At 73.1% G+C, this 25,999-nt stretch carries 23 protein-coding genes; 6 read left to right on the top strand and 17 right to left on the bottom strand.

The genetic code is table 11. The features are described 5' to 3' along the window. The first annotated feature begins 11 nt into the window (after window positions 1–11). Window positions 12–740: an AzlC family ABC transporter permease gene (locus tag Bequi_RS01555; protein ID WP_249736245.1), complete on the top strand. Its 729-nt coding sequence runs from the start codon at window positions 12–14 to the stop codon at window positions 738–740. Next, complete coding sequence (locus Bequi_RS01560) at window positions 737–1,051, top strand: AzlD domain-containing protein (protein ID WP_249736246.1); 315 nt, start codon at window positions 737–739, stop codon at window positions 1,049–1,051. Before Bequi_RS01555 ends, Bequi_RS01560 begins: the two co-directional genes overlap by 4 nt. A 66-nt stretch (window positions 1,052–1,117) precedes the next feature. On the opposite strand, the gene Bequi_RS01565 is transcribed toward Bequi_RS01560, so the two are convergent. The 6 genes from Bequi_RS01565 to Bequi_RS01590 form a co-directional block, all read right to left on the bottom strand. Continuing rightward, window positions 1,118–1,567: a hypothetical protein gene (locus Bequi_RS01565; RefSeq protein ID WP_249736247.1), complete on the bottom strand. Its 450-nt coding sequence runs from the start codon at window positions 1,565–1,567 to the stop codon at window positions 1,118–1,120. A 1-nt stretch (window position 1,568) separates the two neighbouring features. Further along, the gene (gene dapB / locus Bequi_RS01570) at window positions 1,569–2,324 is read right to left on the bottom strand and encodes a 4-hydroxy-tetrahydrodipicolinate reductase (RefSeq protein ID WP_249736248.1); all 756 of its coding nucleotides are present in this window, start codon (window positions 2,322–2,324) and stop codon (window positions 1,569–1,571) included. 104 nt (window positions 2,325–2,428) lie between these two features. After that, a complete protein-coding gene (locus Bequi_RS01575) occupies window positions 2,429–3,763 on the bottom strand; it encodes a M16 family metallopeptidase (protein ID WP_249736249.1) in 1,335 nt (444 codons plus the stop codon). Window positions 3,764–3,929: 166 nt separating this feature from the next. After that, window positions 3,930–6,218: a polyribonucleotide nucleotidyltransferase gene (locus Bequi_RS01580; RefSeq protein ID WP_430623082.1), complete on the bottom strand. Its 2,289-nt coding sequence runs from the start codon at window positions 6,216–6,218 to the stop codon at window positions 3,930–3,932. A 277-nt stretch (window positions 6,219–6,495) separates the two neighbouring features. Further along, window positions 6,496–6,765 (bottom strand): 30S ribosomal protein S15, encoded by a 270-nt coding sequence (gene rpsO / locus Bequi_RS01585; protein ID WP_249736250.1) that lies wholly within the window; start codon window positions 6,763–6,765, stop codon window positions 6,496–6,498. Window positions 6,766–6,911: 146 nt separating this feature from the next. Next, window positions 6,912–7,943: a bifunctional riboflavin kinase/FAD synthetase gene (locus Bequi_RS01590; RefSeq protein WP_249736251.1), complete on the bottom strand. Its 1,032-nt coding sequence runs from the start codon at window positions 7,941–7,943 to the stop codon at window positions 6,912–6,914. A gap of 327 nt (window positions 7,944–8,270) precedes the next feature. Here Bequi_RS01590 and Bequi_RS01595 point away from each other — a divergent pair, with 327 nt between their 5' ends. After that, window positions 8,271–9,797 (top strand): L,D-transpeptidase family protein, encoded by a 1,527-nt coding sequence (locus Bequi_RS01595; RefSeq protein ID WP_249736252.1) that lies wholly within the window; start codon window positions 8,271–8,273, stop codon window positions 9,795–9,797. Between the two features lie 126 nt (window positions 9,798–9,923). Here Bequi_RS01595 and truB read toward each other — a convergent pair whose 3' ends face one another. The 7 genes from truB to Bequi_RS01630 form a co-directional block, all read right to left on the bottom strand. Next, window positions 9,924–10,913, bottom strand: a complete 990-nt coding sequence (gene truB / locus Bequi_RS01600; RefSeq protein ID WP_249736253.1) for a tRNA pseudouridine(55) synthase TruB — start codon at window positions 10,911–10,913, stop codon at window positions 9,924–9,926. Next, window positions 10,910–11,449, bottom strand: a complete 540-nt coding sequence (gene rbfA / locus Bequi_RS01605) for a 30S ribosome-binding factor RbfA (RefSeq protein ID WP_249736254.1) — start codon at window positions 11,447–11,449, stop codon at window positions 10,910–10,912. Before rbfA ends, truB begins: the two co-directional genes overlap by 4 nt. Further along, entirely contained in the window at window positions 11,442–12,662 is a 1,221-nt protein-coding gene (locus Bequi_RS01610; RefSeq protein WP_249736255.1) for a TRM11 family SAM-dependent methyltransferase, read from the bottom strand. Before Bequi_RS01610 ends, rbfA begins: the two co-directional genes overlap by 8 nt. A gap of 216 nt (window positions 12,663–12,878) precedes the next feature. Further along, window positions 12,879–15,809 carry a translation initiation factor IF-2 gene (gene infB, locus Bequi_RS01615; RefSeq protein ID WP_249736256.1) on the bottom strand — a complete coding sequence of 977 codons (2,931 nt, stop codon included), beginning with the start codon at window positions 15,807–15,809 and terminating at the stop codon, window positions 12,879–12,881. 95 nt (window positions 15,810–15,904) lie between these two features. Then, window positions 15,905–16,216, bottom strand: a complete 312-nt coding sequence (locus Bequi_RS01620) for a YlxR family protein (protein ID WP_249736257.1) — start codon at window positions 16,214–16,216, stop codon at window positions 15,905–15,907. 161 nt (window positions 16,217–16,377) lie between these two features. Next, window positions 16,378–17,436, bottom strand: a complete 1,059-nt coding sequence (gene nusA / locus Bequi_RS01625) for a transcription termination factor NusA (protein ID WP_249736258.1) — start codon at window positions 17,434–17,436, stop codon at window positions 16,378–16,380. A gap of 1 nt (window position 17,437) precedes the next feature. Further along, entirely contained in the window at window positions 17,438–18,013 is a 576-nt protein-coding gene (locus Bequi_RS01630; protein ID WP_249736259.1) for a ribosome maturation factor RimP, read from the bottom strand. 153 nt (window positions 18,014–18,166) lie between these two features. On the opposite strand from Bequi_RS01630, the gene Bequi_RS01635 reads away from it, so the two are divergent. After that, window positions 18,167–19,243, top strand: coding sequence for a DUF4439 domain-containing protein (locus Bequi_RS01635; RefSeq protein WP_249736260.1), 1,077 nt, complete (start codon window positions 18,167–18,169; stop codon window positions 19,241–19,243). 10 nt (window positions 19,244–19,253) lie between these two features. Here Bequi_RS01635 and Bequi_RS01640 read toward each other — a convergent pair whose 3' ends face one another. From Bequi_RS01640 to Bequi_RS01650, 3 genes are all read right to left on the bottom strand, one after another. Next, complete coding sequence (locus tag Bequi_RS01640) at window positions 19,254–21,035, bottom strand: proline--tRNA ligase (RefSeq protein ID WP_249736261.1); 1,782 nt, start codon at window positions 21,033–21,035, stop codon at window positions 19,254–19,256. Between the two features lie 158 nt (window positions 21,036–21,193). Then, complete coding sequence (locus Bequi_RS01645; RefSeq protein ID WP_249736262.1) at window positions 21,194–21,919, bottom strand: ABC transporter ATP-binding protein; 726 nt, start codon at window positions 21,917–21,919, stop codon at window positions 21,194–21,196. Then, on the bottom strand, window positions 21,916–23,061 hold the full coding sequence (locus Bequi_RS01650; protein ID WP_249736263.1) for an ABC transporter permease: 1,146 nt from the start codon (window positions 23,059–23,061) through the stop codon (window positions 21,916–21,918). The genes Bequi_RS01645 and Bequi_RS01650 overlap by 4 nt, the downstream gene beginning before the upstream one ends. Before the next feature lie 149 nt (window positions 23,062–23,210). Here Bequi_RS01650 and Bequi_RS01655 point away from each other — a divergent pair, with 149 nt between their 5' ends. Further along, window positions 23,211–24,434 (top strand): sensor histidine kinase, encoded by a 1,224-nt coding sequence (locus tag Bequi_RS01655; RefSeq protein WP_249736264.1) that lies wholly within the window; start codon window positions 23,211–23,213, stop codon window positions 24,432–24,434. Then, complete coding sequence (locus Bequi_RS01660; protein WP_249736265.1) at window positions 24,431–25,051, top strand: response regulator; 621 nt, start codon at window positions 24,431–24,433, stop codon at window positions 25,049–25,051. The genes Bequi_RS01655 and Bequi_RS01660 overlap by 4 nt, the downstream gene beginning before the upstream one ends. A 39-nt stretch (window positions 25,052–25,090) precedes the next feature. On the opposite strand, the gene Bequi_RS01665 is transcribed toward Bequi_RS01660, so the two are convergent. Then, entirely contained in the window at window positions 25,091–25,987 is an 897-nt protein-coding gene (locus Bequi_RS01665; protein ID WP_249736266.1) for a GNAT family N-acetyltransferase, read from the bottom strand. Window positions 25,988–25,999 lie beyond the last annotated feature (12 nt).

The raw sequence follows: 25,999 nt of genomic DNA on the forward strand, positions 1-25,999 counted from the left end.
GTGTCGGTGCGATGACTCCCTCTCCCCGAGCCTCCTCCCCCGCTCTCGATCCCGACGCCGGTGCGGCCGACGACGTCGCCGCCGTCCGCGACGCGAAGCGCAAGGGCCTGTCCGTCGGCGCCGCGACCGGCCTCTACGGCATCTCCTACGGCGCACTCGCCACCGCCTCCGGGCTCGATCTGTGGCAGGCGATGGTGCTCTCCGCAATCCTGTTCAGCGGCGGCTCGCAGTTCGCCTTCGTGGGCGTGATCGGAGGGGGCGGCTCCGCCGTCGGCGCAGCGCTGGCCTCCATCCTGCTGGGAATCCGCAACACCCTCTACGGCCTCGCCCTCGCCCCGGTCCTCCCGCGCGGCGGCCTGAAGGGGGCGGCGCGGGCGCTGCTGACGATCGACGAGTCCGCGGCGGTCTCCGCGAGCGGCACCACCCTCGCGGCCAAGCGCGCCGGCTTCTGGGCGGCGGGCGTGTGGGTGTGGGTGTTCTGGAACCTGTTCTCGCTGGTCGGGGCGCTGGTCGGCCAGCGAGTGGGCGATCCGGGCAGCTGGGGCCTGGATGCCGCGGCGGCTGCCGCGTTCCTCGGCCTGCTGCGGCCGCGACTGGTGAAGGGCGATGTCGTCGCCGTCGCGGTGTGCGCCGCGTTCGTCGCCCTGCTCACCACGCCCGTGCTGCCCGCCGGACTGCCCGTCCTCGCCGCGGCCCTCGTCGCCGTCATCGCGGGACTGCGCACGGGAGGTGCCCGATGAGCTACCTGTGGATCGGCGTGATCGTCGCGGCGCTCGCCTCCTTCGCCCAGAAGTGGCTCGGCTACCAGGTGCCGCCGGCGGTGCTCGAGCGCCCGCGGATCGCCCGCATGACCGCGCTGCTGCCCGTCGCTCTGCTGGGCGCGCTGGTCGCCACGCAGACCCTCACGAACGGCCCTTCGCTCGCGTTCGATGCGCGCGTGCCCGCGCTGCTCGTCGCCGCGGTGCTGCTGTGGCGGCGGGCGCCGTTCATCGTGGTGGTGATCGCCGCGGCGCTGGTCGCCGCGGGCGTGCGCGCACTCGGCTGGGGCTGAGACCCGCTCGCAGGGCAGATCACCGCAGTGCGAGTGCCGGGCTCGAGCCCTGCGGCGCGCACGCCCTCAGCGGCCGGAGCGCTCGAGACTGATCGCTCTGCGCAGCGCGGCGCGGGCCTGCGCGCGGTCGCGCATGCCGTCATAGGCGAGGGCGAGCCGGTACCAGGCGCGCCAGTCCTCGCCCGCCCCCGTCTCGAGGGCGGCGCGCGCCGCCTCGAACTCCCTGCGGGCCTGCGCGGCGCGCGCATCCCGGTCCTGCGGCTGCGCGTCCTGCAGCGCAGGTTCGCCGTCCGCTGCTGGGCCGTACATCCGGGCGAGCCGCCCGGACTGCATCCCGAAGCGCACCTCGCGCCAGGTCACCCAGATCGTGAGCACCACCAGGAGCACGACCGCGACGGCGAGCCCCCACCCGACGGCGCTACCGGCGCGCGCGAAACCGGCGGCCATCCAGGCCATGCCCCAGACGAACACCCCGGTGAGCAGCACCAGGACGGCCACGCCGATCTTCGCGCGCATCTCAGCCCAGGTCCATGTAGCCGTCGAGACCGATCGTCAGCCCTGGATGGGAGGCGACCTCCCGCACGCCCAGCAGCACGCCGGGCATGAAGCTCACGCGGTCGAAGGAGTCGTGGCGCAGGATGAGCTGCTCCCCCGTGCCGCCGAACTGGACGACCTCGTGGGCGAGGAGCCCGCGCTGGCGCACGGCGTGCACGCGAACACCCTCGACCAGCGCGCCGCGGGCGCCGTCCGGGTCCTTCTCGGTGGCATCGGGGATGGGGCCGAGGCCGGCGTCGGCACGGCCGCGCGCGATGGCCGCGGCGGTGTGCTGCGCGGTGCCGGAGGGGGCGTCGAGCTTGTCGGGGTGATGCATCTCGATGATCTCGGCGCTCTCGTAGTAGCGCGCGGCGATCTCCGCGAACCGCATCGTGAGCACGGCGCCAATCGCGAAGTTCGGGGCGATCAGCACGCCGATCCCCGGGTTCTTCTCGAGCGCGCTGCGCACGGCGCCCCGGGACTCATCGTCCCAGCCCGTCGTGCCGACGACGGCATGGATGCCGTGCTCGATCGCCCACAGCACGTTGCCCTGCGTGGCAGAGGGCACGGTGAGGTCGACGATCACCTGGGCGCCTGCATCTGCGACCTGGTCCAGGGAGTCGGAGCTGCCGATGCGGGCGACGAGCTCGAGGTCGTCGGCGTCATCGACGGCGGCGCACGCGGCGCGGCCCATGCGGCCGCTGGCGCCGAGGACTGCTACGCGCAGGGGGCTGGTCATGGGGGTTCCTTTCGACGGGAGGGAGGGTTCAGGCCACCGGGCCGGAGACAGCGGGGGTTTCGGACTGCGCGGCTTCTGACTGCGGGGCTTCAGAGTGCGGAGCTTCAGACTGCCGGGCCGACGTCCACCCGGGCGGTGAACGAGGCGGCGAGGCGGGCGGCGAGCTCCTGGACCTGCTGCGGGGTGACGGCCGCGATCCGGGCGACGGTCTCGTCCACGCTCGCGTAGCGGCCCTGGACGAGCTCCTGGCTGCCGAGGCGCCCCATGCGCGAGGACGTGTCCTCCAGTCCCAGGGCGAGGCCGCCGGTGATCTGCCCGAGCGCGCGGCGCATCTCCTCGTCGGTGACGCCGTGATCGCGCATGTCCTCGACCTCGGCGCCGAGCAGCTCGACGACCTGCTCGGTGCGCGAGGGGCGGCACGCCGCGTACAGGCCGAACAGGCCGGCGTCCCGATAGGCGGAGCTGAAGGAGTACACCGAGTACACGAGCCCGCGCTCCTCGCGGATGTGCTGGAACAGGCGGGAGGACATCCCTCCCCCGAGGATCGCCATCAGCACGTTCATCGCGTGGCGGTCCTCGCTGGTGGCGCTGATCGAGGGCCCGCCGAGGTAGATGTGGGTCTGCTCGAGAGTGCGCTCGAGGAGCTGGGCGGGCACCTGCGTCGGCGCGGATCCCGCGACCCCGGCGAGGGAGCCCTCGGGGCGGCGCGGGCTCGGGAGCGCGGCCGGATCGAGGTCCCAGCCGCCGGCGGCGAGCCGCTCCTCGAGCATCCGGGCGAGCTCGTCGTGGTCGAGGTCGCCGACGGCCGTGACCACGAGGTTCTGGGGCCGGTAGTGCTCTGCATAGTGCGCGCGCACGTCGGCGGCGCTGAGGGCGCTCACAGTCTCCACCGTTCCGCCGACGGGCCTGCCGAGCGCTGTGTCCGCGCCGAGGACCGCCGCGAGGAACTCCTCGTAGCCGCAGTCGGTGGGGTCGTCCAGCGCCATCGCGAGCTCCTCGAGGATCACCTCGCGCTCGGTCTCGAGCGACTCCTCGGCGAGAGCGGAGGAGGTGAGCATGTCGGTGAGGACGTCGACTGCGAGCGGCAGGTCCGCGCTGCGCACGCGCCCGTGGTACACCGTGTGCTCCTTCGCGGTGACGGCGTTGGACTCCCCGCCGATCTCGTCGAAAGCGGTGGCGATGTCGAGCGCCGAGCGGCGCAGCGTGCCCTTGAACAGAAGGTGCTCGAGCGCGTGGGTCGACCCCGCGTGCTGCGGCTTCTCATCGCGCGAACCGACCGGCAGCCACAGCCCGATGCTGGCGCTGCGCACCGAGCGGTCGGTCTCCGTCAGCAGCCGCACCCCGCCTGGAAGGATCGAGCGCCGCACCAGGGGACCGCTGGTCCCGTCGGAGAGGAGCTGCTGGCGGGAGGACTCGTCGAGCGTCAGGTCGATAGGCACCGCTCGAGTCTGCCACAGGCGCCCTGGCACCCGATCCGCGCGGTGCCGCCGGGGCGATGTGCTCCCGGACGCACCGCAGGGCGGCCTCCCCGTCTCCGGGAAGACCGCCCTGCGGCGAATCTGCGCGAGTGCTCCGGCGATCACCGTGAGGCGATCGCCGAGGCGGTCACTCGGCGGTCGGCGCCTCGTCCGCGACCGACTCCGCGGCGGCGAGAGGAGCCTCGGCGGGCTCGTCGTCCTGCGCGACGGCGAGGCTGATCTTGCCGCGCGCGTCGATCTCGCGGATCTCGACCTCGATCTTCTGGCCGACCTTCACGAGGGACTCCACGCTCTCCACGCGCTTGCCGTCGTTCAGCGTGCGCAGCTGGGTGACGTGCAGCAGACCGTCCTTGCCCGGGGTGAGCGAGACGAAGGCGCCGAAGTCCACCACGCGCACGACGGTGCCGAGGTAGCGCTCGCCGACCTCGGGGACCATCGGGTTCGCGATGGCGTTGATCGCGGTGCGGGCCGCCTCGGCCGAGGGGCCGTCGGTCGCGCCGATGTAGATCGTGCCGTCGTCCTCGATCGAGATCTGGGCGCCCGTGTCGTCCTGGATCTGGTTGATCATGGCGCCCTTCGGGCCGATGACCGCGCCGATCTTGTCCACGGGGATCGTCACCGCGATGACGCGCGGAGCGTTGGGGCTCATCTCGTCGGGCTGGTCGATGGCCTCCTCCAGCACCGAGAGGATGTGCAGGCGCGCCTCGCGGGCCTGCGACAGCGCCGACTTCAGCACCGAGGCGGGGATGCCGTCGAGCTTGGTGTCGAGCTGGATCGCGGTGATGAACTCGGAGGTGCCTGCGACCTTGAAGTCCATATCGCCGAAGGCATCCTCGGCGCCGAGGATGTCGGTGAGGGCCGCATAGCGGGTCTCGCCGTCGACCTCGGCCGAGACCAGGCCCATCGCGATGCCGGCGACGGGGGCGCGCAGGGGCACGCCGGCGTTCAGCAGGGCCAGGGTGGAGGCGCAGACCGAGCCCATGGAGGTCGAGCCGTTGGAGCCGAGAGCCTCGGACACCTGGCGGATCGCGTAGGGGAACTCCTCGCGCGAGGGCAGCACCGGCGTGATGGCGCGCTCGGCGAGCATGCCGTGGCCGATCTCGCGGCGCTTCGGGGAGCCGACGCGACCGGTCTCGCCGGTGGAGAACGGCGGGAAGTTGTAGTGGTGCACGTAGCGCTTGTGCGTCACCGGGGAGAGCGAGTCGATCTGCTGCTCCATCTTCAGCATGTTCAGCGTGGTGACGCCCAGGATCTGGGTCTCGCCGCGCTCGAAGATCGCCGAGCCATGCACGCGCGGGAGCACGTCGACCTCGGCGGAGAGCTGACGGATGTCCTTCAGGCCGCGGCCGTCGATGCGAACCTCGTCCTGCAGGATCTTCTGGCGCACGAGCTGCTTGGTCAGCGAGCGGTACGCGCCGGTGATCTCCTTGTCGCGGCCCTCGAGAGCGGCGCCCTCGGCGCCGAGCTCGGCGACGACCTCGGCGAGCAGCTGCTCGGTGCGCTCCTCGCGCTCCTGCTTGCCCGCGATGCTCATGACCTCGGCGAGGCGGCCCGAGGCCGTCTCGGAGACGATGTCGTAGGCGTCGTCCTGGTAGTCCAGGAACAGCGGGAAGTCGCGCACCGGCTTCGCAGCCTTCTCGGCGAGCTCCTGCTGCGCCACGCACAGCGAGCGGATGAAGACCTTGGCGGCCTCGAGGCCCTCGGCCACGACCTCCTCGGTGGGGGCGATCGCGCCCTGGTTCTTCACCAGGTCCCAGGCGTTGTCGGTGGCCTCGGCCTCGACCATCATGATCGCGACGTCGGAGGCGCCGGAGATGTCCTCGACGATGCGGCCGGCGACGACCATGGAGAACACGGCCTCGTCGAGCTGCGAGAAGGTCGGGAAGGCGATCCACTGGCCGCCCTGAGCGTTCGGCATGAGCGCGATGCGGACGCCGCCGATCGGGCCCGAGAAGGGGAGGCCGGAGATGGAGGTCGACGCGGAGGCGCCGTTGATGCCGACGACGTCGTAGGCGTCATCGGGATCGATCGCCATGACGGTCAGGACGACCTGGACCTCGTTGCGCAGGCCCTTCACGAAGGCGGGGCGCAGCGGGCGGTCGGTGAGGCGGCACGCGAGGATCGCGTCGGTGCCCGGGCGGCCCTCGCGGCGGAAGAACGAGCCGGGGATGCGGCCCGCGGCGTACATGCGCTCCTCGACGTCGACCGTCAGGGGGAAGAAGTCGAACTGGTCCTTGGGCTTGTTCGAGACGGCGGTCGCGGACAGGATCATGGTGTCGTCGTCGAGGTAGACGGCGACGGCGCCGGCGGCCTGTTGCGCGAGGCGGCCGGTCTCGAAGCGCACCGTGCGGGTGCCGTAGGAGCCGTTGTCGATGACGGCGGTGGTGGCAGTGATCTCGGGGCCTTCCATGGCCATGAGGATCTCCATTCGTTCGGGTTCAGGTGGTGGTTCCCGGTCCGGACGCGGCCTTCGTCAGGAGCTGTCGGGGGGCGCTGGGCACTGGGCATTGAGCACTGGGCCTCAGCGATCCCGCCGGCCTCTGCCGAGGACCGAGTCCGCGGATCCGGGGGTGTCGGGGCGGCTGGGGCCTGGGAGGATGCTCCTCCCGGGCCTGCCGGGCGATGGGCCGCGCGCTGTCCGCGGGCCCGACGGGAACCGCCGCCCGCCCCTGAGGGGCGAGCGGCGGGGTTCGTCAGCGGCGCAGGCCGAGGCGCTGGATCAGCGAGCGGTAGCGCTCGATGTCCACTGCCTGGAGGTACTTGAGCAGTCGACGGCGCTGACCGACCAGGAGCATCAGACCACGACGCGTGTGGTGGTCGTGCTTGTGCTCCTTGAGGTGAGCGGTCAGGTAGGTGATGCGGTGCGTGAGCAGCGCGACCTGGACCTCGGGCGAGCCGGTGTCGCCCTCGGCGGTCTGGTACTCGGAAATGATCGCCTGCTTGGTGGCGGTGTCGAAGGCCATGCGGCTTCTCCCTGGTCGTTGCGCGGCGCTCCGGGGCCTGATGCTCCGGGCTCTTCGTGCGAGCCTCTCGGCGCGAGCCGGGGCAACCCCAGTGCGCGCAGCCGATTCGGGCTCTCCGCGGCCGATATGACGGCTCTTCGAGGTTATCAGAGCGGGTTGGAGGCGTCCCGGGCCAGGGCGGACAGAGTGCGGCGGGTCACGTCCTTGTCGAACTCCATCTGGGCCACGAGCTCGGCAGCGGAGTCGAAGCGGAGAGTGGGCCGCTGGCGCTCCACGAACTCGAGCCGCACGGTGTCGCCGTAGAGGTCGAGATCGTGGTCGCCGTGCACGTACGCCTCGACCATGCGGGGCGGCTCCTCCCCCGCGGCGGCGCTGCCGTCGTGGAACGTCGGGTTGGTGCCGATCGAGATCGTGGCAGGAGCGCCCAGCAGCGGCGCGGTGCCGACGTGGGCGGGGTCCTGGGCGACCACCGTCAGGAAGCCTGCGTAGACGCCGTCGGCCGGCACGAGCCCTTCCGGGCGCGGACCGAGGTTGGCGGTGGGGAAGCCGAGCTCCCGGCCGCGCTTGAAGCCGTGGCGCACGGTGTCCGTGACGGTGTGGAGCCGGCCGAGCATGGCGGTCGCCGCGGGGATGTCTCCGCGCAGGAGAGCCTCGCGCACGGCGGAGGAGGAGATCCGCCCGCTGCCCGGGCCGGCGGGGCCGAGGTCCGGCAGGACGATCACCTCGAACCCGTACCGCTCCCCCAGTGCGCGCATCTCCTCCGCGCCGCCGGTGTTGCCGCGGCCGAAGCGGGAGTCCGCGCCCATGACGATGCAGCGCATGCCGAGCCCCTCGACGAGGAAGCGGCGCACGAACTCCTCGGCGGTGTGCTGCGCGAACTCCCAGGTGAAGGGGAGGTCCAGGACCCCGGCGACGCCGTCGAGGAGCAGCAGACGGTCGCGGTCCTCACGCGCGGTGAGCAGGGGCGGCTCGCCCGGGGTGTGCATGACGTGGCGCGGGTGCGGCCAGAACGTCAGCGCCACGGGGGCCAGGGAGCGCGCGGCGGCCGCCTCGCGCAGCGTCTCCAGGACGAACCGGTGGCCCGCGTGCACCCCGTCGAAGTTCCCGATGGTGACGGCGCTGGGTCCCAGATCCGCGGGCACATCGTCCAGGCTGTGCCAGATCTGCGCACGGGTCACGGGGGCGGGTTCCTTCCGGGTGGGGACGGCGGACTCGGCAGGGCCCGGCCACGGGGAGCCACTCTAGCCCTCGCGCCCGCCGCGTGCGGCGCATCGCCGGCACTCACGGACCCTTACTCTGCGCGCGTTCTGCGCGCGCAGGGGCGGGCACGCGCGCGGAAGGGAGCGCATCAGGGCGCGAATGTGACGAGTCTGTGGCAGCCTGTCCCATTCTCGTCGGCGCCTCCTCCCTGTAGTGTGCTGAGGACGACGGTGCACCCGGGGAGAGCCCCCCTCCTGTCGCCTCCGCTCGCGGAGCGCCGACGACTGCCGGAAAGACGAGGACACATGTCACAGCTCACCGCCCCCGCCGGGCCCTCCGGGCGCGCGGACACCAGCAGCCCCGCTCGACGACGGGCTCTGCTGATCCTGATCGCCGCTCTCGCGGTCGTGGCCGTCGTCCTCACCGGCGGCGCCTTCGCCTACGCGAAGAGCTTCGAGGGCAAGGCGCTTCCCGGCACCACGGTGCTCGGGCAGGACGTCTCCGGAATGACCCCCGAGCAGGTCGCAGCACTGGTCCAGGAGCGCGCCGACGCCACCGAGGTGACTGTCGATGCCGACGGCACCGCGCATACGGCCACACTCGCCGATCTCGGCGTGAGCGTCGACGCCGCCGCCACCGCAGAGGCCGCCGCCTCCCACGACGGCAGCGTCACCGAGGTGCTCTCCTCGACCTGGTCGGGCTCTCGCGAGGTCGCGCCGGTCGTCTCGGTCGACGAGAACGCCGTCCACGAGTTCGCCAAGGGCCTGGTCCCCGCCGATCGCACCGCGCCCGTCGACGCGCAGCTGACCTACGACAAGGATGCGGGAGCCTGGACCGTCACCCCCGGTCAGGACGGCCAGGGCGTGGACGCCTCCTCCCTCGTCGATGCCGTGCGCGCACAGGCCCCCGCTCTCGAGAGCTTCACGGTGTCCCAGCCGATCACCGCGACCGCCCCGGCCATCACCACCGAATCGGCGGAGGAGACCCGGACGCAGATCCAGGGGATCCTGGATCAGCCGATGTCCATCGCCGGCCCCAAGGGCACCACCTACGAGGTCTCCCCCGAGAACCGGAGCTCCTGGATCTCCGTCGCTCCCGATGAGAGCGGCACCGCCCTCGCGATCTCGGTCGACGAGCAGGCCGTGCGCGACTGGGTCGCCGGCCGCGCCGGCAAGTCGACCGTCGAGGCCAAGGACGGCATCGAGCAGGTCGATGCGAACGGCACCGTCGTCAAGGTCGTCACCGAGAAGAAGGACGGCGTCGAGGTCACCAACACCGATGCCGTCGCCGATCAGCTGATCGCGTCGCTCTCCGGCGCGACCCCGCTCGAGGCCGCTTTCGAGACGAAGGCCGTCCCGGCGAAGGTGACGCAGGCGAAGGCCCCCGCGGCCGAGACCCCTGCCGATCCCGCGGCTCCGGCGGCCTCCGCAGCTCCGGCCGCCCCGACCGGAGAGAAGTGGATCGACGTCGATCTCACCGCCAAGACCGTCACCGCCTACGTGGGCGACACCCCGGTGTGGGGACCGCGCGCGATGGTCGACGGCAAGGCCGGCAACGAGACCGTCACCGGCACCTACAAGATCTACCTGCGCTACGAGAAGCAGGACATGACCAACGAGGGCTACTTCCCCAAGGACCACCCGAAGTACTACTACATCAAGGACGTCCCCTGGGTGCAGTACTTCTACAACGGCTACGGGTTCCACGGGGCGCCGTGGCGGTCCTCCTTCGGGTACTCGGGCTCGCACGGCTGCATCAACCTTCCGGTCTCGGATGCGAAGTGGCTGTACGACTGGGCGTCCAAGGGCACCCGGGTGGAGAGCCACCGCTGAGCCTCCGCTCCCCCGCATGATGAGAAGGGCTTCCGCCGAGCATTCGGCGGGAGCCCTTCTCACGTGGGGAGCACGGGCGCCAAGGGCGTGCCCGCCCCGGTCGCGACTGCGCTGGGCGCAGGGACCTCAGCAGCGCGCCTCGAGCGGGATCACCATCACCGGCTGCAGCGCGCGCCCGCGGGCCTGGACGATCGCGCAGAGCCGCCCCTGGGCATCGAGCGCGGCTACCGGCGCCCCGGCACCCTCGTGGGCCGCAGCGGCGGGCTTCGCGGAGCCGGACGCCGCGGGGGGCGAGGCGGGGGCGCGCACGGGCACCTGCTTGCCCTGCGCGAGCGCGGCAGCCTCCTGCGCGTCGACCGTCACCGAGGGCAGGACCTGCCGTGCGATCTCGCCGAGCCCCTGCAGAGGCAGCGCGACGTCATCTCCCTCTCCCCGGGCGGGGATGTGCAGGGCCTGCGCGACGTCGAAGGGGCCGACGGCGCTGCGCCGCAGCGCCGTGAGATGCCCGCCCACGCCGAGCGCCGCCCCGAGATCGCGGGCGAGAGCGCGGATGTAGGTCCCCGAGGAGCAGTCGACCACGACGTCCAGGTCGAGGTAGCTCCCCTCGGTGCGCTGCGCGAGGACGTCGAAGCGCCCCACGTGCACGGGGCGCGCGGCGAGGGAGACCTCCTCCCCCGCCCGGGCGCGCGCATAGGCGCGCTGGCCGTCCACCTTGATCGCGCTCACGGTGGAGGGCACCTGGGCGATCCGGCCGCGCAGCGGCGCGAGGGCGCCCTCGATCTCCTCCGCGCTCAGGCCCGAGGCATCGCGGGGCTCGCCCAGCGCCTCCCCTTCGCGATCATCCGTGATCGTCGCCTGGCCCAGGCGGATGGTCGCGCTGTACGTCTTGTCGAGGCCCACCAGATACGTGAGCAGCCGCGTGCCCTGGCCGACGCCGAGCACCAGCAGACCGGTGGCCATCGGGTCGAGGGTGCCGGCATGCCCGACCTTCTTCGTGCCCAGGAGCCAGCGCGCCCGGGCCACCACGTCATGGCTCGAGCGGTCGCTCGCCTTGTCGACCAGCAGGATCCCGTGGGGCGGGGCGGCCGGGCACGGCCGGGCGGGCGGGGTGCTCACGCGCGCGCAGCCGCCGGGCCGTCGGCGTCGTCGCTCTGCTCGTCCTCGAGGTCCTCGTCCTCGTCCTCGTCCTCGAGGTCCTCGTCCTCGAAGTCGTCGTCCTCGAGGTCCTCATCGGCGCGCGGCTGGCGGTAGGGGTCGGCCTCGCCGGCGTACTGGGCGCCCTGCTGCTGCCCCTTGAGCTCGGCGTCGCGGCTGCGGGCCTCCATGAGCAGATCCTCGATGGTCTTCGCGTTCTCGGGGATCGCGTCGGCGAAGAACTCGAGAGTGGGGGTCAGGCGCACGCCCGTCTGGCGGCCCACCTCCTTGCGCAGCACGCCCTTGGCGCTCTCGAGCGCCGCGGCCGTGCCCGCGCGCTCCTCGTCGGAGCCGAACACGGTGTAGAAGACGGAGGCGTGCTGGAGGTCTCCGGTGACGCGCACATCGGTGACGGTCACGAAGCCGAGGCGCGGATCCTTGATCCGGGTGTCCAGGGTGGTCGCGACGATCTCCTTGATGCGATCGGCGAGACGGCGCACGCGCGGGTTCTCAGACATCTGGGGTCCTTTCATCGGGTGCGGCCGCGAGCGGTGCGCTCGGGGCCGATGCGGCAGTGGTCGTCGGGGAGGGATCCCCGGGGCGGGAGGCTGCGGGCTCGAGCGGCGAGGAGGAGATGCTGTCGGCGAGCTCCTGCAGGGCGGCCATCCGGGGATGGTCGCTGCGCACCGCGAGGATCACGTCGCGGTCGATGGACTGGTCGACGCGATGGCGGAACTCGCCGTCCCGGCTGAGCACCGTGAACCCGTGCTCGGCGAGGACGGCGCGCGCGGAGGCGAACGGCGCGGTGTGCCGGTTGACCGCGAGCGCCATTCCGCCCCCTGCGCGCAGGAGAGAGCGCCACACCGGAGCGGCCGCACCGAGGAGATCCAGCGGCGAGCGGCTCCACCGCGCCTCGCTGCGGGCGCCGTGCTGCACGCCGTAGGGCAGGTCGGCCACGATCGCGTCGACGCTCCCCGAGGGCAGCACGGAGCCGAGCTCGGTCGTGTCGCAGCCCAGCAGGGTCAGGCGCTGCGCTCGGCCCGCTCGCTGCGCGGCCTTGTCCTTGGCGAGCTCGAGCTCGAAGCGGGTGCCCAGCTGTCGGCGCGAGACCGTCAGCCGCGATGCGCGGGAGCTGTGCTTGAGACGCCCCTGCTTCGCCCAGGTCAGCAGGAAGGCGCGGTAGGCGTCGACGTCCGCGGAGTCGATGTCTGCGCCGACGGGGCTCAGTCCCAGCCGCAGCGCGCGGCTGAGAGTGGTGCCGCGGCCGCAGATCGGGTCGAGCACCGCGAGGGAGCCGTCGAGGATGCCCGCTCGACGATCGCTGAGGGCGGCGGCGAGGTTCAGCAGCAGCGCGGTGAACTGCTCGTTCGTCTTGCCCGGGTAGCGCAGAGTCGTCTCGAGCGCGCTGGCGTGATGGTGGACGTCGGGGAGGCGGGCGGGCCGCAGGAGCTCCTCGCCCTCGAGATCCACCGGCGCGAAGGCGGCGAAGGCGCTCGAGAGCTGCGCTGCCAGCGCAGGAAGGGTGCTCTGAGGGCCGATCCGCTCCTCGGGGTCCCGACTCGAGATCCGCAGGTGCTCGATCCCGGCGACCTCTTCGGGTCGGACGGCCAGAGAGGGCCCGTGATGCGCGCCGAGCACCCACCGGGCCTCGGCCAGCGCGAGCGGCCCCGCCTGGGCGGCGTACACCCGGTTCGCCGAGGGCGCCCGCAGCAGGGACAGCAGGTCGGTCATCTGGGGCCAGGTCCTTCCGGGCGGTGCGCTCTCGCCGTCCGCGGAGCGCAGGGGGTGCAAGGGGTCGGGCAGGCGGCGGAACGGCAGCAGGGCCGCCGCGCGGGAGCCGCGCCGAGAGGGCCGCAGGACGGCTCCGCCCGCGCCGGATCAGAGCCCGGCGCGGGCGAGGCGGTCAGTGCGCGGCGGGCCGGTCGACGGCCCGCCGCGCACCGCGGATCACTTCGAGGTCTCGCGAGGCTTCTCGCGCATCTCGTAGGTGGTGATGAGGTCATCGAGCTGCAGGTCGTTGAAGGACCCCAGGTTGATGCCGCACTCGAAGCCCTCGCGGACCTCCGTGACATCGTCCTTGATCCGTCGCAGACCCGCGACCTCGAGCCCCTCGGTGATGACGACCCCGCCGCGCGTGATGCGCGCCTTGGCCCCGCGGCGGATGGTGCCGCTGCGGACGATCGAGCCGGCGATGTTGCCGAACTTCGAGGAGCGGAAGATCTCGCGGATCTCGGCAGAGCCCGTGTCGACCTCCTCGTACTCCGGCTTGAGCATGCCCTGGAGAGCAGCCTCCACCTCTTCGATCGCGCGGTAGATCACCGAGTAGTACTTGATCTCCACGCCCTCCTTGTCGGCGTAATCAGCGTTCAGACCCTCGGCCCGCACGTTGAAGCCGATGATGATGGCGTTGGAGGCCACGGCGAGGTTGATGTTGTTCATCGTGATCGCGCCGACGCCGCGGTCGATGATCCGCAGCTGCACCTGGTCGTCGATCTCGATCCCCAGCAGAGCCTCCTCGAGCGCCTCGACGGAGCCCGCCGCGTCGCCCTTGAGGATGAGGTTGAGGGTCTCGACCTTGCCGTCGGCCATGTGCTGGGTGATGTCCTCCAGGCTGATCCGCTTGCGCACGCGGGAGAGCGAGGCGGCGCGCTTGGCGGCCTCGCGCTTCTGCGCGATCTGGCGGGCCTGGCGCTCGTCGGCGGCGACCAGGAAGGAATCGCCGGCGCCGGGCACCGTCGTGAGGCCGAGCACCTGGACCGGACGGGACGGGCCCGCCTCCTCCACGGCGACGCCGTGCTCATCGAGCATGGCGCGCACGCGGCCGTGGCCGCTGCCGCAGACGATCGCATCGCCCACGTGCAGGGTGCCCTGCTGCACCAGGACCGTGGCCACGGGGCCGCGACCGCGGTCCAGGTTCGCCTCGATCGCGATGCCGCGCGCGTCCTTGTCCGGGTTCGTGCGCAGATCCAGCGCCGCGTCGGCCGTGAGCAGCACGGCCTCCAGCAGGTCGTCGATGTGCAGGTTCTCGCGAGCCGACACGTTGACGAACATCGTGTCGCCGCCGTACTCCTCGGCCACGAGGTTGTACTCGGTGAGCTGCTGGCGCACCTTCTCCGGGTTCGCGTCCTCCTTGTCGATCTTGTTGACCGCGACCACGATCGGCACGTTCGCCGCCTGCGCGTGGTTCAGGGCCTCGATCGTCTGGGGCATGACGCCGTCATCGGCCGCGACCACGAGGATCGCGATGTCGGTGACGTCGGCGCCGCGGGCGCGCATGGCGGTGAACGCCTCGTGGCCCGGGGTGTCGATGAAGGTGATCGGACGCTGCTCGATCTCGCCCTCGTCGTTCGTGTGGTCCACGACGACCTGGTAGGCGCCGATGTGCTGGGTGATGCCGCCGGCCTCGCCGGCCTGCACGTGCGCATCGCGGATCGTGTCGAGCAGTCGGGTCTTGCCGTGGTCGACATGGCCCATGACCGTGACGACGGGCGGGCGCGGCAGGCGGTCCTCGTCGTCCTCGCCCTCGAGCTCGGCATCGAGATCGATGTCGAACTGCTCCAGGAGCTCGCGCTCCTCGTCCTCCGGGGAGACGATCTCGATGCGGAAGCCCAGCTCCTCGCCGAGCAGCTGGAAGGTCTCCTCGTCCAGGGACTGGGTGGCCGTGGCCATCTCGCCCAGGGCGAAGAGCACCGTGATCAGCGCGGCGGGGTTGACGTCGATGCGATCGGCGAAGTCCGAGAGGGACGCGCCGCGGCGCAGGCGGATGGTCGCACCGTTGCCGCGGGGCAGCGAGACGCCGCCGGGAGCGGGAGCCTGCTGCTGCTCGAACTCCTGGCGCTTCGCGCGCTTGGACTTGCGGGAGCGGGCGGGCTTGCCGCCGCGGCCGAACGCGCCCTGCGTGCTGCCGCGACCGCCGCGACCGCGGTTCGGACCGCCGCCGACGACGGGAGCGCCGCCGCCTGCACCGGGAGCGCCGGGACGGCCGCCGCCGCCGGGACGCGCACCGCCGCGACCGCCGCGGCCCGGAGCACCGGCGCCCGGACGGGCGTCGGACAGTCCGCCCTGGGCGTGCTGGCGCATGATGCCCGGAGTGGGCATGCCGGGGCGCGGAGCGCCGCCGGGACGGGGACCGCCTGCGCGGGGAGCGCCCTCGCGAGCGGGACGACCGCCCTGCTCGCCGCCGGCGGGAGCGCCGCCGCGGCCCTGGGGACGCGGGCCGCCCGGACGGGGCATGCCCTGCGCCGGGGCGAAGGGGTTGTTGCCGGGGCGGGGACCGCCCGGACGGGGTGCGCCGGAGCCGTCGCGCTCGGAGCGCGGGCGGCCCGGTCGCGGCATGCCCTGCGCCGAGGCGAAGGGGTTGTTGCCGGGACGAGCGCCGCCGGGACGGGGCGCGGGAGCGCCGGGACGGGCCCCCTCGGAGGCGGCGGGCGCCTCCTGCTTCTTCTCGGCGGCGGGCTCTGCCTGCTGCGGGGCCGCGGGCCGCGGCGCGGGCGCGCCGGGCGTCGGGGCCTGGGATGCGCGCGGGGCGGGCGCCGGGGCGCTCGGGGCGGCGGGCTTCTCCGCGGCGGGAGCTGCCGCCGGCGTCTCGGGCTTCACCGGCGCGGTGGACTCTGCCGCCTTCGCGGGAGCCTCCGGTGCGGGGGCGCCGGGCTTCGCCGGTGCGGGCTTCTTCGGCGCGGGGCGCGCTGCGGAGTCCCCGGCATCGCCGGAGGCCGCGGGCGCTGCGGGCATGGCCTCGCGGAGCTTGCGCGCGACGGGCGCCTCGATGGTGGATGATGCGGAGCGAACGAATTCGCCCATGTCCTGCAGCTTCTGCAGAACGACCTTGCTGGGCTGTCCGAGCTCTTTCGCGAGCTCGTGGACGCGGACCTTAGCCACTGTTCTCCTGTCTCGGTCCGGCCGACAAGAGGGCGCGGACCATCAGTTAATGAGGGGTCTCATGTGTGAGCACTCATCGGATGTCCATGGTTCTTCTACCTGTTCCCTGGATTGCGGGTGGGTAAGAGGATCTCGAGCTCCTGGGAGAGGCTCCCGGTCTCGACCGCGCCGCGGAAGGACCGGGCGAAGCCGCCGCGCGTGAGCGCGAGCTCGAGGCATGCTGCGTCGGGATGGATCCAGGCTCCCCTGCCCGGGGCGGTCGCGGTCGGATCCGCGCGGAGCGGAGCCGAGGCGTCGGCCTCGGGATCGAGAGCAGGGTCCCTCACGATGCGCAGCAGCTGTGCGCGCGGGGCGGCCTTGCGGCATCCCACGCAGGTGCGCTCTGGAGCAGAGGGAGCGATGGGCATCAGGTGCTCCTCTCCTCCTCGCGCATCTGCAGAGCGCCCCCGCCCGGGGAGTCAGCCTCCCCTGCGCAGTCGCCCTGCATACAGCCTGTTCAGTGTAGCCGACCCCTCAGGGCGCCCAGCAATCCTCGAGGCGTGGGACACACGGCCCGCCGGGGCCGGGATCAGTCCTGCTCGGCCGGGGCCTTCTCCTGCTCCTCCGGTGCGGGAGCGGGCTCGCGACGGGAGTCGCCGCCGCTGCCGGCACCGCCGGCGGCGGGATCGGTGTCGGGACGGATGTCGATCTTCCAGCCGGTGAGCTTCGCCGCGAGGCGGGCGTTCTGGCCCTCCTTGCCGATGGCGAGGGAGAACTGGCTCTCGGGGACGATCGCGCGCACGGCGCGGCCGACCTCGTCGATCACCTCGACGCTGCTCACCCGCGCGGGGGACAGCGCGCTCGCGACGTAGACGGTCGGATCCTCGTCGAAGTCGACGATGTCGATCTTCTCGCCCCCGAGCTCCGTCATCACGGCGCGCACGCGTGCGCCCATCGGGCCGATGCACGCGCCCTTGGGGTTCACCCCGGCGACGTTCGCGCGCACGGCCATCTTCGTGCGGTGCCCGGCCTCGCGCGCGATGCCCATGATCTCGACGGTGCCGTCGGCGACCTCGGGAGCCTCCAGCGCGAACAGTCGGCGCACCAGGTTCGGGTGCGAGCGCGAGAGCGTGATCTGCGGGCCCTTGAGGCCGCGCTTCGTCTCCACGACGTAGGCGCGGATGCGGCGGCCGTGCGAGTAGTTCTCCCCGGGCACGCGCTCGTGCGGGGGCAGCACGCCCTCCACGCTGCCGAGATCCACCAGGACCATGCGCGGATCGCGGCCCTGCTGGATGATCCCGGAGACGATGTCATCGGCGCGATCGGCGAACTCGCCCATCACGGCGTCGTCCTCGAGCTGGCGGATGCGCTGGAAGATGACCTGGCGCGCAGTGGAGGCGGCGACCCGGCCGAAGTTCTCCGGGGTGTCGTCCCACTCGTCGAGCACTCCGCCCTCGGCGTCGAACTCGCGGGCGATGACAGCGACCTTCCCGGTCTTCTCGTCGATCTGGACCTCGGAGTCCTTCACCGGGTGGTCGGTGTGGAGGTAGGCGGCGTGGAGGGCCTGGCGGATCGCATCCACGAGGATCCGCACCGGGATCTCGCGCTCGCGCTCCAGGGCCCGCAGGGCTCCCATATCGATGTCCATCTCAGCGCTCCGAATCGTCAGGGGTGGTGGGGGTGTCGGCGTCGGCCTCGGAGGGCGGGGAGAACTCGACCTCGACGCGCGCGGAGGCGATCTCCTCCAGCGGGATCTCGCGCACGGCGGGGCTCCCCTTCGGCAGCTTCCGGGGGCGGCCGCGATCGTCCGTCCCGGGCTCGAGGCGAAGGTGCAGGATCTCGCCGTCGGTCTCCTCGAGCACGCGGCCGCGCAGGTCCTCGCCGCCCGTCGTGCGGAGGGAGACGATGCGGCGCCGCGCCCGGCGGAAGTGGTGGGGCTCGGTGAGCGTGCGCTCGGCGCCGGGGGTCGTGACCTCGAGCAGCGACGGGCCGGGGCCGACGAGGCTCTCGTCGGCATCCAGCAGCTCGGAGAGGGCGTGGGAGGCGCCCGCGACGGCGTCGAGGTCGGCGCTGCCGATCCTGTCCTCCGGGAGATCGACCACGAGGGTGATCTCGAGCTGGCCCTCGCGGCTGCGCACGGAGAGATCGTCCACGATCAGATCGAAGGGGCGGATGGTCTCGGCGGCGGCCTGCCTGAGGCGCTCGGCAGTCTGCTCGATCGTCATCTCTCACATCTCCTGGTTGTCAGCACGGGGCGACCGGCCCTGGCCCGCATCTCGCACCTCGCGGCGCGGTGCGGGGCTCGCGGCGCTCCGACCGGCCCATTCTACTGCCCGCCGCCGCCCTCCCCTCCGGGAGACCGGTGCGAGAATCGTGGGATGCGTCCCCTCGACGAGCTCCCCTCCCGCCGCCCGTCCCGGCGCGCCCTGCTGCGCGGGGCGGCCGCGGCGGGCGCGGCTCTCCCGCTGAGCGCCTGCGGCCCCGTGCGCATCGGCCAGCCCACCTCCTACACCCCGCCGCCGCCGGGGATCGATGATCTCTACCGGCAGGATCTGCTCGCGCTCCTGGACCAGGCGCTCGCCCTCGGCGCTCTCGCGGCGCCGGACTCCGTCCTCGCAGCGGATGATCTCCTGCTGCGGATCCGCGACGCGCTGAGCGCGCAGCGCGACGCCCTGCTGACGGGCGCCGAGGCGGAGGAGATCGAGTCCGCGGCGCCCTCGCCGAGCAGCGCGACCGCCGGCGCCCCAATCGACGGCGCCGCGACCCCTGCTCCGGCAGACCTCCCCGCCGGGGCCGGCGCCCAGGAGCTCTCGGATCTGCTGATCCGGATCCGAGACCTCGCCGCCCAGGCGGCACGGCAGGTCTCCGGATCCCTCGCGCGCCCCGTGCTCGCGATCGCCGCGCACGAGACCTGGGCGGCGGGCCGCCTCGCCTATCTCGGGGCCGCGGCCGCGCCGGCACCCGCCCCGGAGGCCGGGCAGATCGTCCCGGTGCGCGACGTCCCCGCGAGCGATCCGCCCTCCATCGGCGCGAGCGTCGACTACGACCAGGCGCTCGAGGCCGCGCAGGAGGACGAGTGGTACGCGGGGTACATGCACGAGGTCCTCGCGGCATCGGCCAGCGGAGCGCAGCGCCAGGCGCTGCTGGAGGAGGCCGCCGGGAACCGCGAGCGCGCGCAGCAGCTCGGCCAGTTCGCCCTCGCGGACGGCGCCCCTGAGGTGCGCCGCGCCGCGGTCTACCCGGTCCCGGGCGGCGAGCTGAGCGCGCAGACCCTCGCCGCGCTGCCCGTGCAGCTCGCGACCGCGCTGCTGCAGGACCATGCGGCCCTCGCGGGGGCGGCCCCCTTCGAGCGCCGCCCCCTGCCGATCGCCGCCGCCCTCTCCCAGGCGGAGCGCCTGGCCCCTCTGGTGACCGCCCTCCCGCCGCTGCCCTCGCTCGAGACCGGGACGGAGTGAGCGCGCGCTCTCAGGAGCGCACTGCCGCCAGGACCTGCTCGACGATCGCCTCGGGGGTGGTCTCGGTGACCTCTCCGCTCGCGCGATCGCGCAGCTCGAGGACCCCGTCGGCGAAGCTGCGGCCGATGACCACCGCCGTGGGGATGCCCAGGAGCTCGGAGTCCTTGAACTTCACGCCCGGGGATGCCTTGGGCCGATCGTCGTAGAGCACCTCGAGTCCGCGGGCCTCCAGTTCGGCGCTGATGCGCTCGGCCTCGGCGAAGACAGCGGGATCCTTGCTCGCGGCGACCACGTGGACATCCACGGGAGCCACCTGCCGCGGCCACACGAGGCCCTTGTCGTCGCAGAAGCGCTCGGCGATCGCGGCCACCGCGCGGGTGACGCCGATCCCGTAGGAGCCCATCGTGGGCGTGACGGCCTTGCCGTTCTCGTCGAGGACCTTCAGCTCCAGGGCCTCGGCGTACTTGCGGCCGAGCTGGAAGATGTGGCCCATCTCCATGCCGCGGGTCAGGCGCAACGGGCCCGAGCCGTCGGGCGCCGGATCGCCGTCGCGCACCTCGGCGGCCTCGATGGTGCCGTCCGCCGTGAAGTCGCGCCCGAAGACGAGGTCGTAGACGTGCATGTCCTTCTTCCCCGCGCCTGCGACCCAGGACGTGCCGGGCACCACGCGCGGATCCACCAGGTAGCGGATCTTCGAGAAAGACTCGAGCCCGAGGCCCTCGGGGCCGATGAAGCCCTTGGTCAGCACCGGGTGCTTCGCGAAGTCCTCCTCGGTGAAGGGGACGGCGGTCGCCGGGGCGACGGCGACCTCCAGGCGCTTCTCGTCGACCTCGCGGTCGCCGGGGATCGCGATCACGAGCGGCTCAGCGGTGCCGTCGGGATAGGTGAGCATGTAGACGAGGTGCTTGAGCATCTCGTAGCGGGTCCACTCCCCCGACTCGGCGACGGGTCCCTTGCCGGGGAACGCCTGGTTGGAGAAGTCGGTGAGCGCGGCGATGGTCGAGGCGCCGGGGGTCTCCTCGAGGTGCATCGCGGGCAGCTGCGCGATCTCCGCCTCGCTGAGCGGGGCCGGGGCGAGGGTGGTGACGGCCTCGACGTTCGCGGCGAAGCCGCCCTCGGACAGCACGAAGGTGTCCTCGCCGATGGGCGTGGGGTGGAGGAACTCCTCCGAGCGCGAGCCGCCCATCGCGCCGGCGTCGGCCTTGCAGATGACCGTCGGCAGGCCCAGGCGGTCGAAGGTGCGCTGGTAGGCGGCGCGCTGCTTCTCGTACGAGGCGTCCAGCCCGGCGTCGGCGACGTCGAAGGAGTAGGCGTCCTTCATCACGAACTCGCGCACGCGCAGGAGACCGCCGCGGGGGCGGGCCTCATCGCGGTACTTGGTCTGCACCTGGTAGAGCATGACCGGGAGGTCCTTGTAGGAGTTGAAGAGGTCCTTCACCACCAGGGTGAACATCTCCTCGTGGGTCGGCGCGAGGAGGTAGTCGTCCTGCCGGCGGTCCTGGAGGCGGAAGAGGTTCGGGCCGTACTCCTCCCACCGGCCCGTCGCCTCGTAGGGCGCGCGGGGCTGGAGCGCGGAGAAGAGGATCTCGTTGCCGCCGATCGCATCCTGCTCCTCGCGCACGATCGCCTCGACCTTGCGCAGCACCTTCAGGCCCAGCGGCAGCCAGGTGTACACCCCGGCGGCGCTGCGGCGGATGTAGCCGGCGCGCACCAGGAGCTTGTGGCTGGCGACCTCGGCGTCCGCCGGGTCCTCGCGCAGCGTGCGGATGAAGGACTGGGACATGCGGATCATGAGGGGCCTTTCGAGCGGGAGGGCGGGGACCTGCCGGGCGCGGGGCGCGCAGCCTGGACCGGCTCCATCGTACTGGGCACGAGGCCCGCGCCCCGGGCGGGTGCCGGGCGCGGGCCTCGATCGCGGCGGGAGCGGCCGACGTGATCCGCGATGCGCGCTCAGGCGGCGGTGCGCTGCAGCTCCCGTCGGCTTGTCGCGCCCGCGCCGCCCTCCGTGAGGCGGCCGTCGAGCACCCGCACGATCCGGTCCAGGGCGCCCGCGTGCACGAGGTCGTGCGTGACCAGCAGCGTCGCGGTGCCCCGCTCATGGGTGAGGGAGGCGATCAGCTCCATGATCGCGGCGCCGCGCTCCTGGTCCAGGGCGCTCGTGGGCTCATCCACGAGCAGGACGTCGGGCTCGTGGACGAGTCCCCGGGCGATCGCGACGCGCTGGCGCTGGCCGCCCGAGAGCTGGGCGGGGGTCTTGTCGGCCTGGCCGGCGAGGCCGACGGCCTCCAGCAGGTCGTCGACGCGCGAGCGGATGGCCTCGCGGCGCCGGCGGGAACCGGCTCCGCCGAGCTCCCCCATCGCCTGCAGCTGCTCGCGGGCGGTCAGGGAGGGGATGAGATTGGACTGCTGGAAGACGATCCCGATGCGCTCGCGGCGCAGAGCCGCGGCGTCCTTCGCCCGCAGCCCCGCCGCGTCGACGTCCCCGATCATCACGCGCCCGGAGTCGGGGCGGATGAGCGTGGCGCCGAGGGCCAGGAGGCTGGACTTGCCGGAGCCCGAGGGCCCGGTGATCCCGAGGACCTCTCCGGGGAGGGCCTGGAGGCTGACGTCGTCGACCGCGGTGATGCGCGAGGCGCCGTCGGGGTAGGTGAGGGTGACGTTCTCGAAGGTGATCAACGGGTGCTCCCGAGTGCGGTGAGGGGGTCGGCGGAGGTGACGGAGCGCAGCGCGAAGGCGGCTCCTGCGAGTCCGAGCACCGCCATGGCGAGGGCGGGCACGAGGGTGGTGAGGGGGCTGAGGAGGAACGGCAGGGCGGTGCCGGCGAGCGCGCCGAGGCCGACCACGGCCAGCAGCCCCGCCCCGATCCCGATCGCGAGGACCACGGCGGCCTGGCCGAGGGCGTCCCGCACCAGGGAGGCGGTGCTGGCCCCGAGGGCCTTCAGCACGGCGACGTCCCCTGCGCGCTGCATGGTCCAGACGGTGAAGAACGCGCCGACGACGAGCGCGGAGACGCCGAACAGCATCCCGATCATCAGAGCGAGGGATCCCACCTCGGAGGTGAAGGTGGACAAAGCGCGGAGGCTGGCCAGCGGGCTCGCGGCGCTGGTCGAGGTGCTGCTCGCGAGGGCGTCCCAGTCAGCCTCGCCCGTCACGGCGAGGACCGTGGGGTCGCCGGTGCCGCCGAACCGCTCATCCACGCTCGCCCACGCGGAGGGGGTCAGCGCGATCACGGCGGTGTGGCTGTACCAGACGTCCTCGCCGATGCTCGCGACGGTGAAGTCCTGGCCGACGATCGTGAGGGTATCCCCCACGTGCGCGTCGAGCTCCTCCGCGGCGCCGGCGGAGAGTCCGACCTCGCCGTCGGAGGCCGGGGCGAGCGCGGTCAGAGCGGTGCTGCGCGGTGCGCGGCCCGCGGAGTCCTCGCGGGGAAGGCCCACGACCGCGACACCGGCGGCGCCCGCGCTCTGGGCACCGGCGCTCGGGGCACCCGCGCTCTGGGCACCGGCGGGGGCGGTGATCTCGGCGCGGCCCTGCACGACGCCGATGGGCAGCACGCCGGTGACGCCGTCGGCCTCCGTCCAGGCCTTCTGGGTCTCGGCGGTGATGTCGGAGGCCGCGAAATCGGGCTTCTCGCCATCGGGGGCGGCGAGGACGAGGCGGTCGCCGGGCATCGCGAGCACCGCGGAGATGTTCTGGTGCGCGAGCCCGCCCGTGAGCCCCGCGAGGAAGCCGACGAGCAGCATGATGAGCGCCACGACCGTGGCGATGAGGGCGAAGCGACCGCGGGCGAACCGCAGATCGCGCCAGGCGACGAACACGTGAGTTCCCTTCCGCGCTGCGGTCCCTCCGCAGCACTCCTCCAGGCTCCCGCGGCGTCCCGCCCCGCGGCATCGCGCACTCGGAGGGTTCTGCGATCGAACTTTCGATGGATCCGCGCAAGAGGCCGGGTCACTAGGCTGGGCGCACCATGCCGCACAGCTCCCTGCCCCCCGTCTTCCTCGGGCTCCGCGCCGGGCTGCACGTGCTGACCGCCGCGCTGCTCGTGCTGGTCGCGGTGCGCGTGCTGATCACCGGGGACTCCATTGCGACGCTGGCCCTGGTCCTCGTGCTCGCGTTCGCTGCGCTCTATGCGGGCGGGCGCGCGCTGTCCCTCGCTCCCCCGGCGCGCCGGCAGGCGCTGGGGCGGCTGTGGCTGGGCGGGCTGTGCGCGGTGTGGACCGGACTGATGCTGCTGGTGCCCGAGGCCGCCTACCTGGTCTTCCCGCTGTTCTTCCTGCTCCTGCACCTCCTGCCGCGCCCGTGGGGCGAGATCGGTGTGCTCGCTGCGACGGCCCTTGCGATCCTCGCGCTCGGCCTGCACCACGGATTCAGCCTCGGCGGGGTGGTCGGTCCGCTCGTGGGGGCCGGGGTCGCCCTGCTGATCGGCCTGGGGTACCAGGCGCTCGCGCGAGAGGCCCGCGAGCGCGAGGAGCTGCTGGCCGAGCTGCTCGCCACGCGCAGCGTCCTCGCCGCCGCCGAGCGCGAGCAGGGGGTGCTGACCGAGAGATCGCGGCTCGCCCGCGAGATCCACGACACCGTCGCCCAGGACCTCTCGAGCATCCAGATGCTCCTGCACGCCGCCGAGCAGTCGAGCCCGGACGGCGCAGGCATGGAGCATGTGCGCCTCGCCCGCGAGACCGCGGCGCACGGCCTGGCCGATGCGCGCCGCTTCATCCGCGAGCTCGCCCCCGAGGATCTCGAGCGGGGCCTGGGACCCGCTCTCGACCGTCTCGCGCGCGGCATCGCCCAGCGCACCGGCCTCGAGGTCGAGGTCGAGGCCCCCGCCGATCTCGACCTGCCGGTCGCCGCGCAGGTGGCGCTGCTGCGCATCAGCCAGGGGGCGCTGGCGAACGTCGCCCAGCACGCGCGGGCCGATCGCGCACGGGTGCAGATCGCGCTGGAGGACGGCGGCGTCCAGCTGAGCATCGCCGACGACGGCGCGGGCTTCGACTCCTCCGGCCTCGCCGAGGGTACGACCGGAGTGCTCGCGGCGGCCGGCGCCGCCTCTCGCCCGGACTCCTTCGGGCTGCGCGCGATCGCGCAGCGCGCCGCGGATCTCGGTGGGACCCTCCAGATCGACTCCGCCCCCGGCCGCGGCACCCGTCTCGTGGTCCGGGCCCCGCTTCCCGATTCCGAGGTGCCGCGCCCGTGATCCGCCTGCTCATCGCCGATGACCATCCCGTGGTGCGCGCGGGGCTGCGAGCGCTCCTGAGCGCCGCGGAAGACCTCGAGGTGCTCGCCGAGGCGTCGTCCCCCGTCGAGGTCGTCGCTCTCGCCCGGCAGCACTCCCCCGATCTCGTGCTGATGGATCTGCAGTTCGCAGGGCCCGCCACGGGGGCCGACGCCACCCGGGAGATCCGCGCGCTCCGTCCCGCTCCGCAGGTCCTCGTGCTGACGAACTACGACACCGAAGGGGACATCCTGGCGGCGGTGGAGGCCGGCGCCAGCGGATACCTGCTGAAGGACGCCCCGCCCGAAGAGCTGCTGGCGGCGATCCGGGCGGCCGCGGCCGGCCGCAGCGCCCTCGCCCCGGCCATCGCAGGGCGGCTGATGGAGCGGATGCGCGCGCCGCAGGAGAGCCTGTCCGCACGCGAGATCGAGGTGCTGCGCCTCGTCGCCCAGGGCGCCTCGAACAGCGCGATCGCCCAGTCGCTGCACATCAGCGAGGCGACCGTGAAGTCCCACCTGGTGCACGTGTTCACCAAGCTCGACGTCTCCTCGCGCACCGCGGCCGTCTCCGCCGCGCGAGAGCTGGGAATCCTGCGCTGATCGCGCCGAGCGGCGGGACCGCCGGTGCCCGCCTGCCCCTCAGAACAGGATCGTCGAGAGCTCGCCCGCCTGCACGAAGCCGGCCGCGGCGTAGGCCCGCCGCGCGGGCTCGTTGAAATCGTTGACGTAGAGGCTCACCTGGGGTGCATGGTCCCGTGCGACCTGCCGGGCGAGATCGGCCATCGCCGCCCGACCGATCCCCTCGCCGCGATGCGCCGGATCCACCCATACGCCGTGGATCTGCGCCACCGGGCCCAGCACCGCGCCGACGTCGGCCTTGAACAGCACGCGCCCCTCCCGCATCACCACATAGGTGCGGCCCTGGGCGATGAGGTGCGCGATCCGGCTGCGGTAGCCGCGGCCGCCGTCGTGCGCCAGCGGGTCGGCGCCGACCTCCTCGCGGAACATCGCGACGGCGGCGGGCAGCACGAGGCCCTCCTCGCCGCGCACCGCCTGCCGCAGGGCGAGGCGCGCCCCTCCTGGCCCCGGCGCAGCGGCGCCGTCCTCCGTCGCGCTGGGGGCAGGGCCTCCCGCGCTCGCTCCGCGGTGCACCAGCAGCGGCTGGGACCAGCGGGCCTCGCGCACTCCAGGGCCCCAGGAGGGCTCGAGGTGCCGCCACAGCGCCTCGATCGCCGGGCGCTCGCCGACGATGGAGCTGCAGCGGCGCGAGCGCTGGGACCATTCCTGCCCGAACGCCTCGAGCGCCGCGGGGCTCGCCGAGATCGGCGAGAGGTTCACTCCGTGCCACATCACGCCGAGCGGGCGGCGGTCCTGGCCGAAGATCGAGAACTCCTGTCCGATGCCGGGGCTGCGGGAGAGGTCTGCGAGGCGCGCCCCGCCCAGGGCGTTCGGCAGCGGATCGCTCAGCGCGAGCTCCAGGGCGGCGCCGGCTCCGGTGAGCCGCAGGGGGCGCAGACGATCGCCGCGGGAGAACATGGGCTCAGCCTC

It is taken from the genome of Brachybacterium equifaecis, assembly GCF_023509525.1.
Taxonomy (GTDB): Bacteria; Actinomycetota; Actinomycetes; order Actinomycetales; family Dermabacteraceae; genus Brachybacterium; species Brachybacterium equifaecis.

Coding starts and splice junctions, on each gene's coding strand:
- Bequi_RS01555 (WP_249736245.1), top strand. CDS start 12: ATGACTCCCTCTCCCCGAGCCTCCTCCCCCGCTCTCGATCCCGACGCC.
- Bequi_RS01560 (WP_249736246.1), top strand. CDS start 737: ATGAGCTACCTGTGGATCGGCGTGATCGTCGCGGCGCTCGCCTCCTTC.
- Bequi_RS01565 (WP_249736247.1), bottom strand. CDS start 1,567: ATGCGCGCGAAGATCGGCGTGGCCGTCCTGGTGCTGCTCACCGGGGTG.
- dapB (WP_249736248.1), bottom strand. CDS start 2,324: ATGACCAGCCCCCTGCGCGTAGCAGTCCTCGGCGCCAGCGGCCGCATG.
- Bequi_RS01580 (WP_430623082.1), bottom strand. CDS start 6,218: ATGGCCATGGAAGGCCCCGAGATCACTGCCACCACCGCCGTCATCGAC.
- rpsO (WP_249736250.1), bottom strand. CDS start 6,765: ATGGCCTTCGACACCGCCACCAAGCAGGCGATCATTTCCGAGTACCAG.
- Bequi_RS01595 (WP_249736252.1), top strand. CDS start 8,271: ATGTCACAGCTCACCGCCCCCGCCGGGCCCTCCGGGCGCGCGGACACC.
- rbfA (WP_249736254.1), bottom strand. CDS start 11,449: ATGTCTGAGAACCCGCGCGTGCGCCGTCTCGCCGATCGCATCAAGGAG.
- Bequi_RS01610 (WP_249736255.1), bottom strand. CDS start 12,662: ATGACCGACCTGCTGTCCCTGCTGCGGGCGCCCTCGGCGAACCGGGTG.
- Bequi_RS01620 (WP_249736257.1), bottom strand. CDS start 16,216: ATGCCCATCGCTCCCTCTGCTCCAGAGCGCACCTGCGTGGGATGCCGC.
- nusA (WP_249736258.1), bottom strand. CDS start 17,436: ATGGACATCGATATGGGAGCCCTGCGGGCCCTGGAGCGCGAGCGCGAG.
- Bequi_RS01630 (WP_249736259.1), bottom strand. CDS start 18,013: ATGACGATCGAGCAGACTGCCGAGCGCCTCAGGCAGGCCGCCGCCGAG.
- Bequi_RS01635 (WP_249736260.1), top strand. CDS start 18,167: ATGCGTCCCCTCGACGAGCTCCCCTCCCGCCGCCCGTCCCGGCGCGCC.
- Bequi_RS01640 (WP_249736261.1), bottom strand. CDS start 21,035: ATGATCCGCATGTCCCAGTCCTTCATCCGCACGCTGCGCGAGGACCCG.
- Bequi_RS01655 (WP_249736264.1), top strand. CDS start 23,211: ATGCCGCACAGCTCCCTGCCCCCCGTCTTCCTCGGGCTCCGCGCCGGG.
- Bequi_RS01665 (WP_249736266.1), bottom strand. CDS start 25,987: ATGTTCTCCCGCGGCGATCGTCTGCGCCCCCTGCGGCTCACCGGAGCC.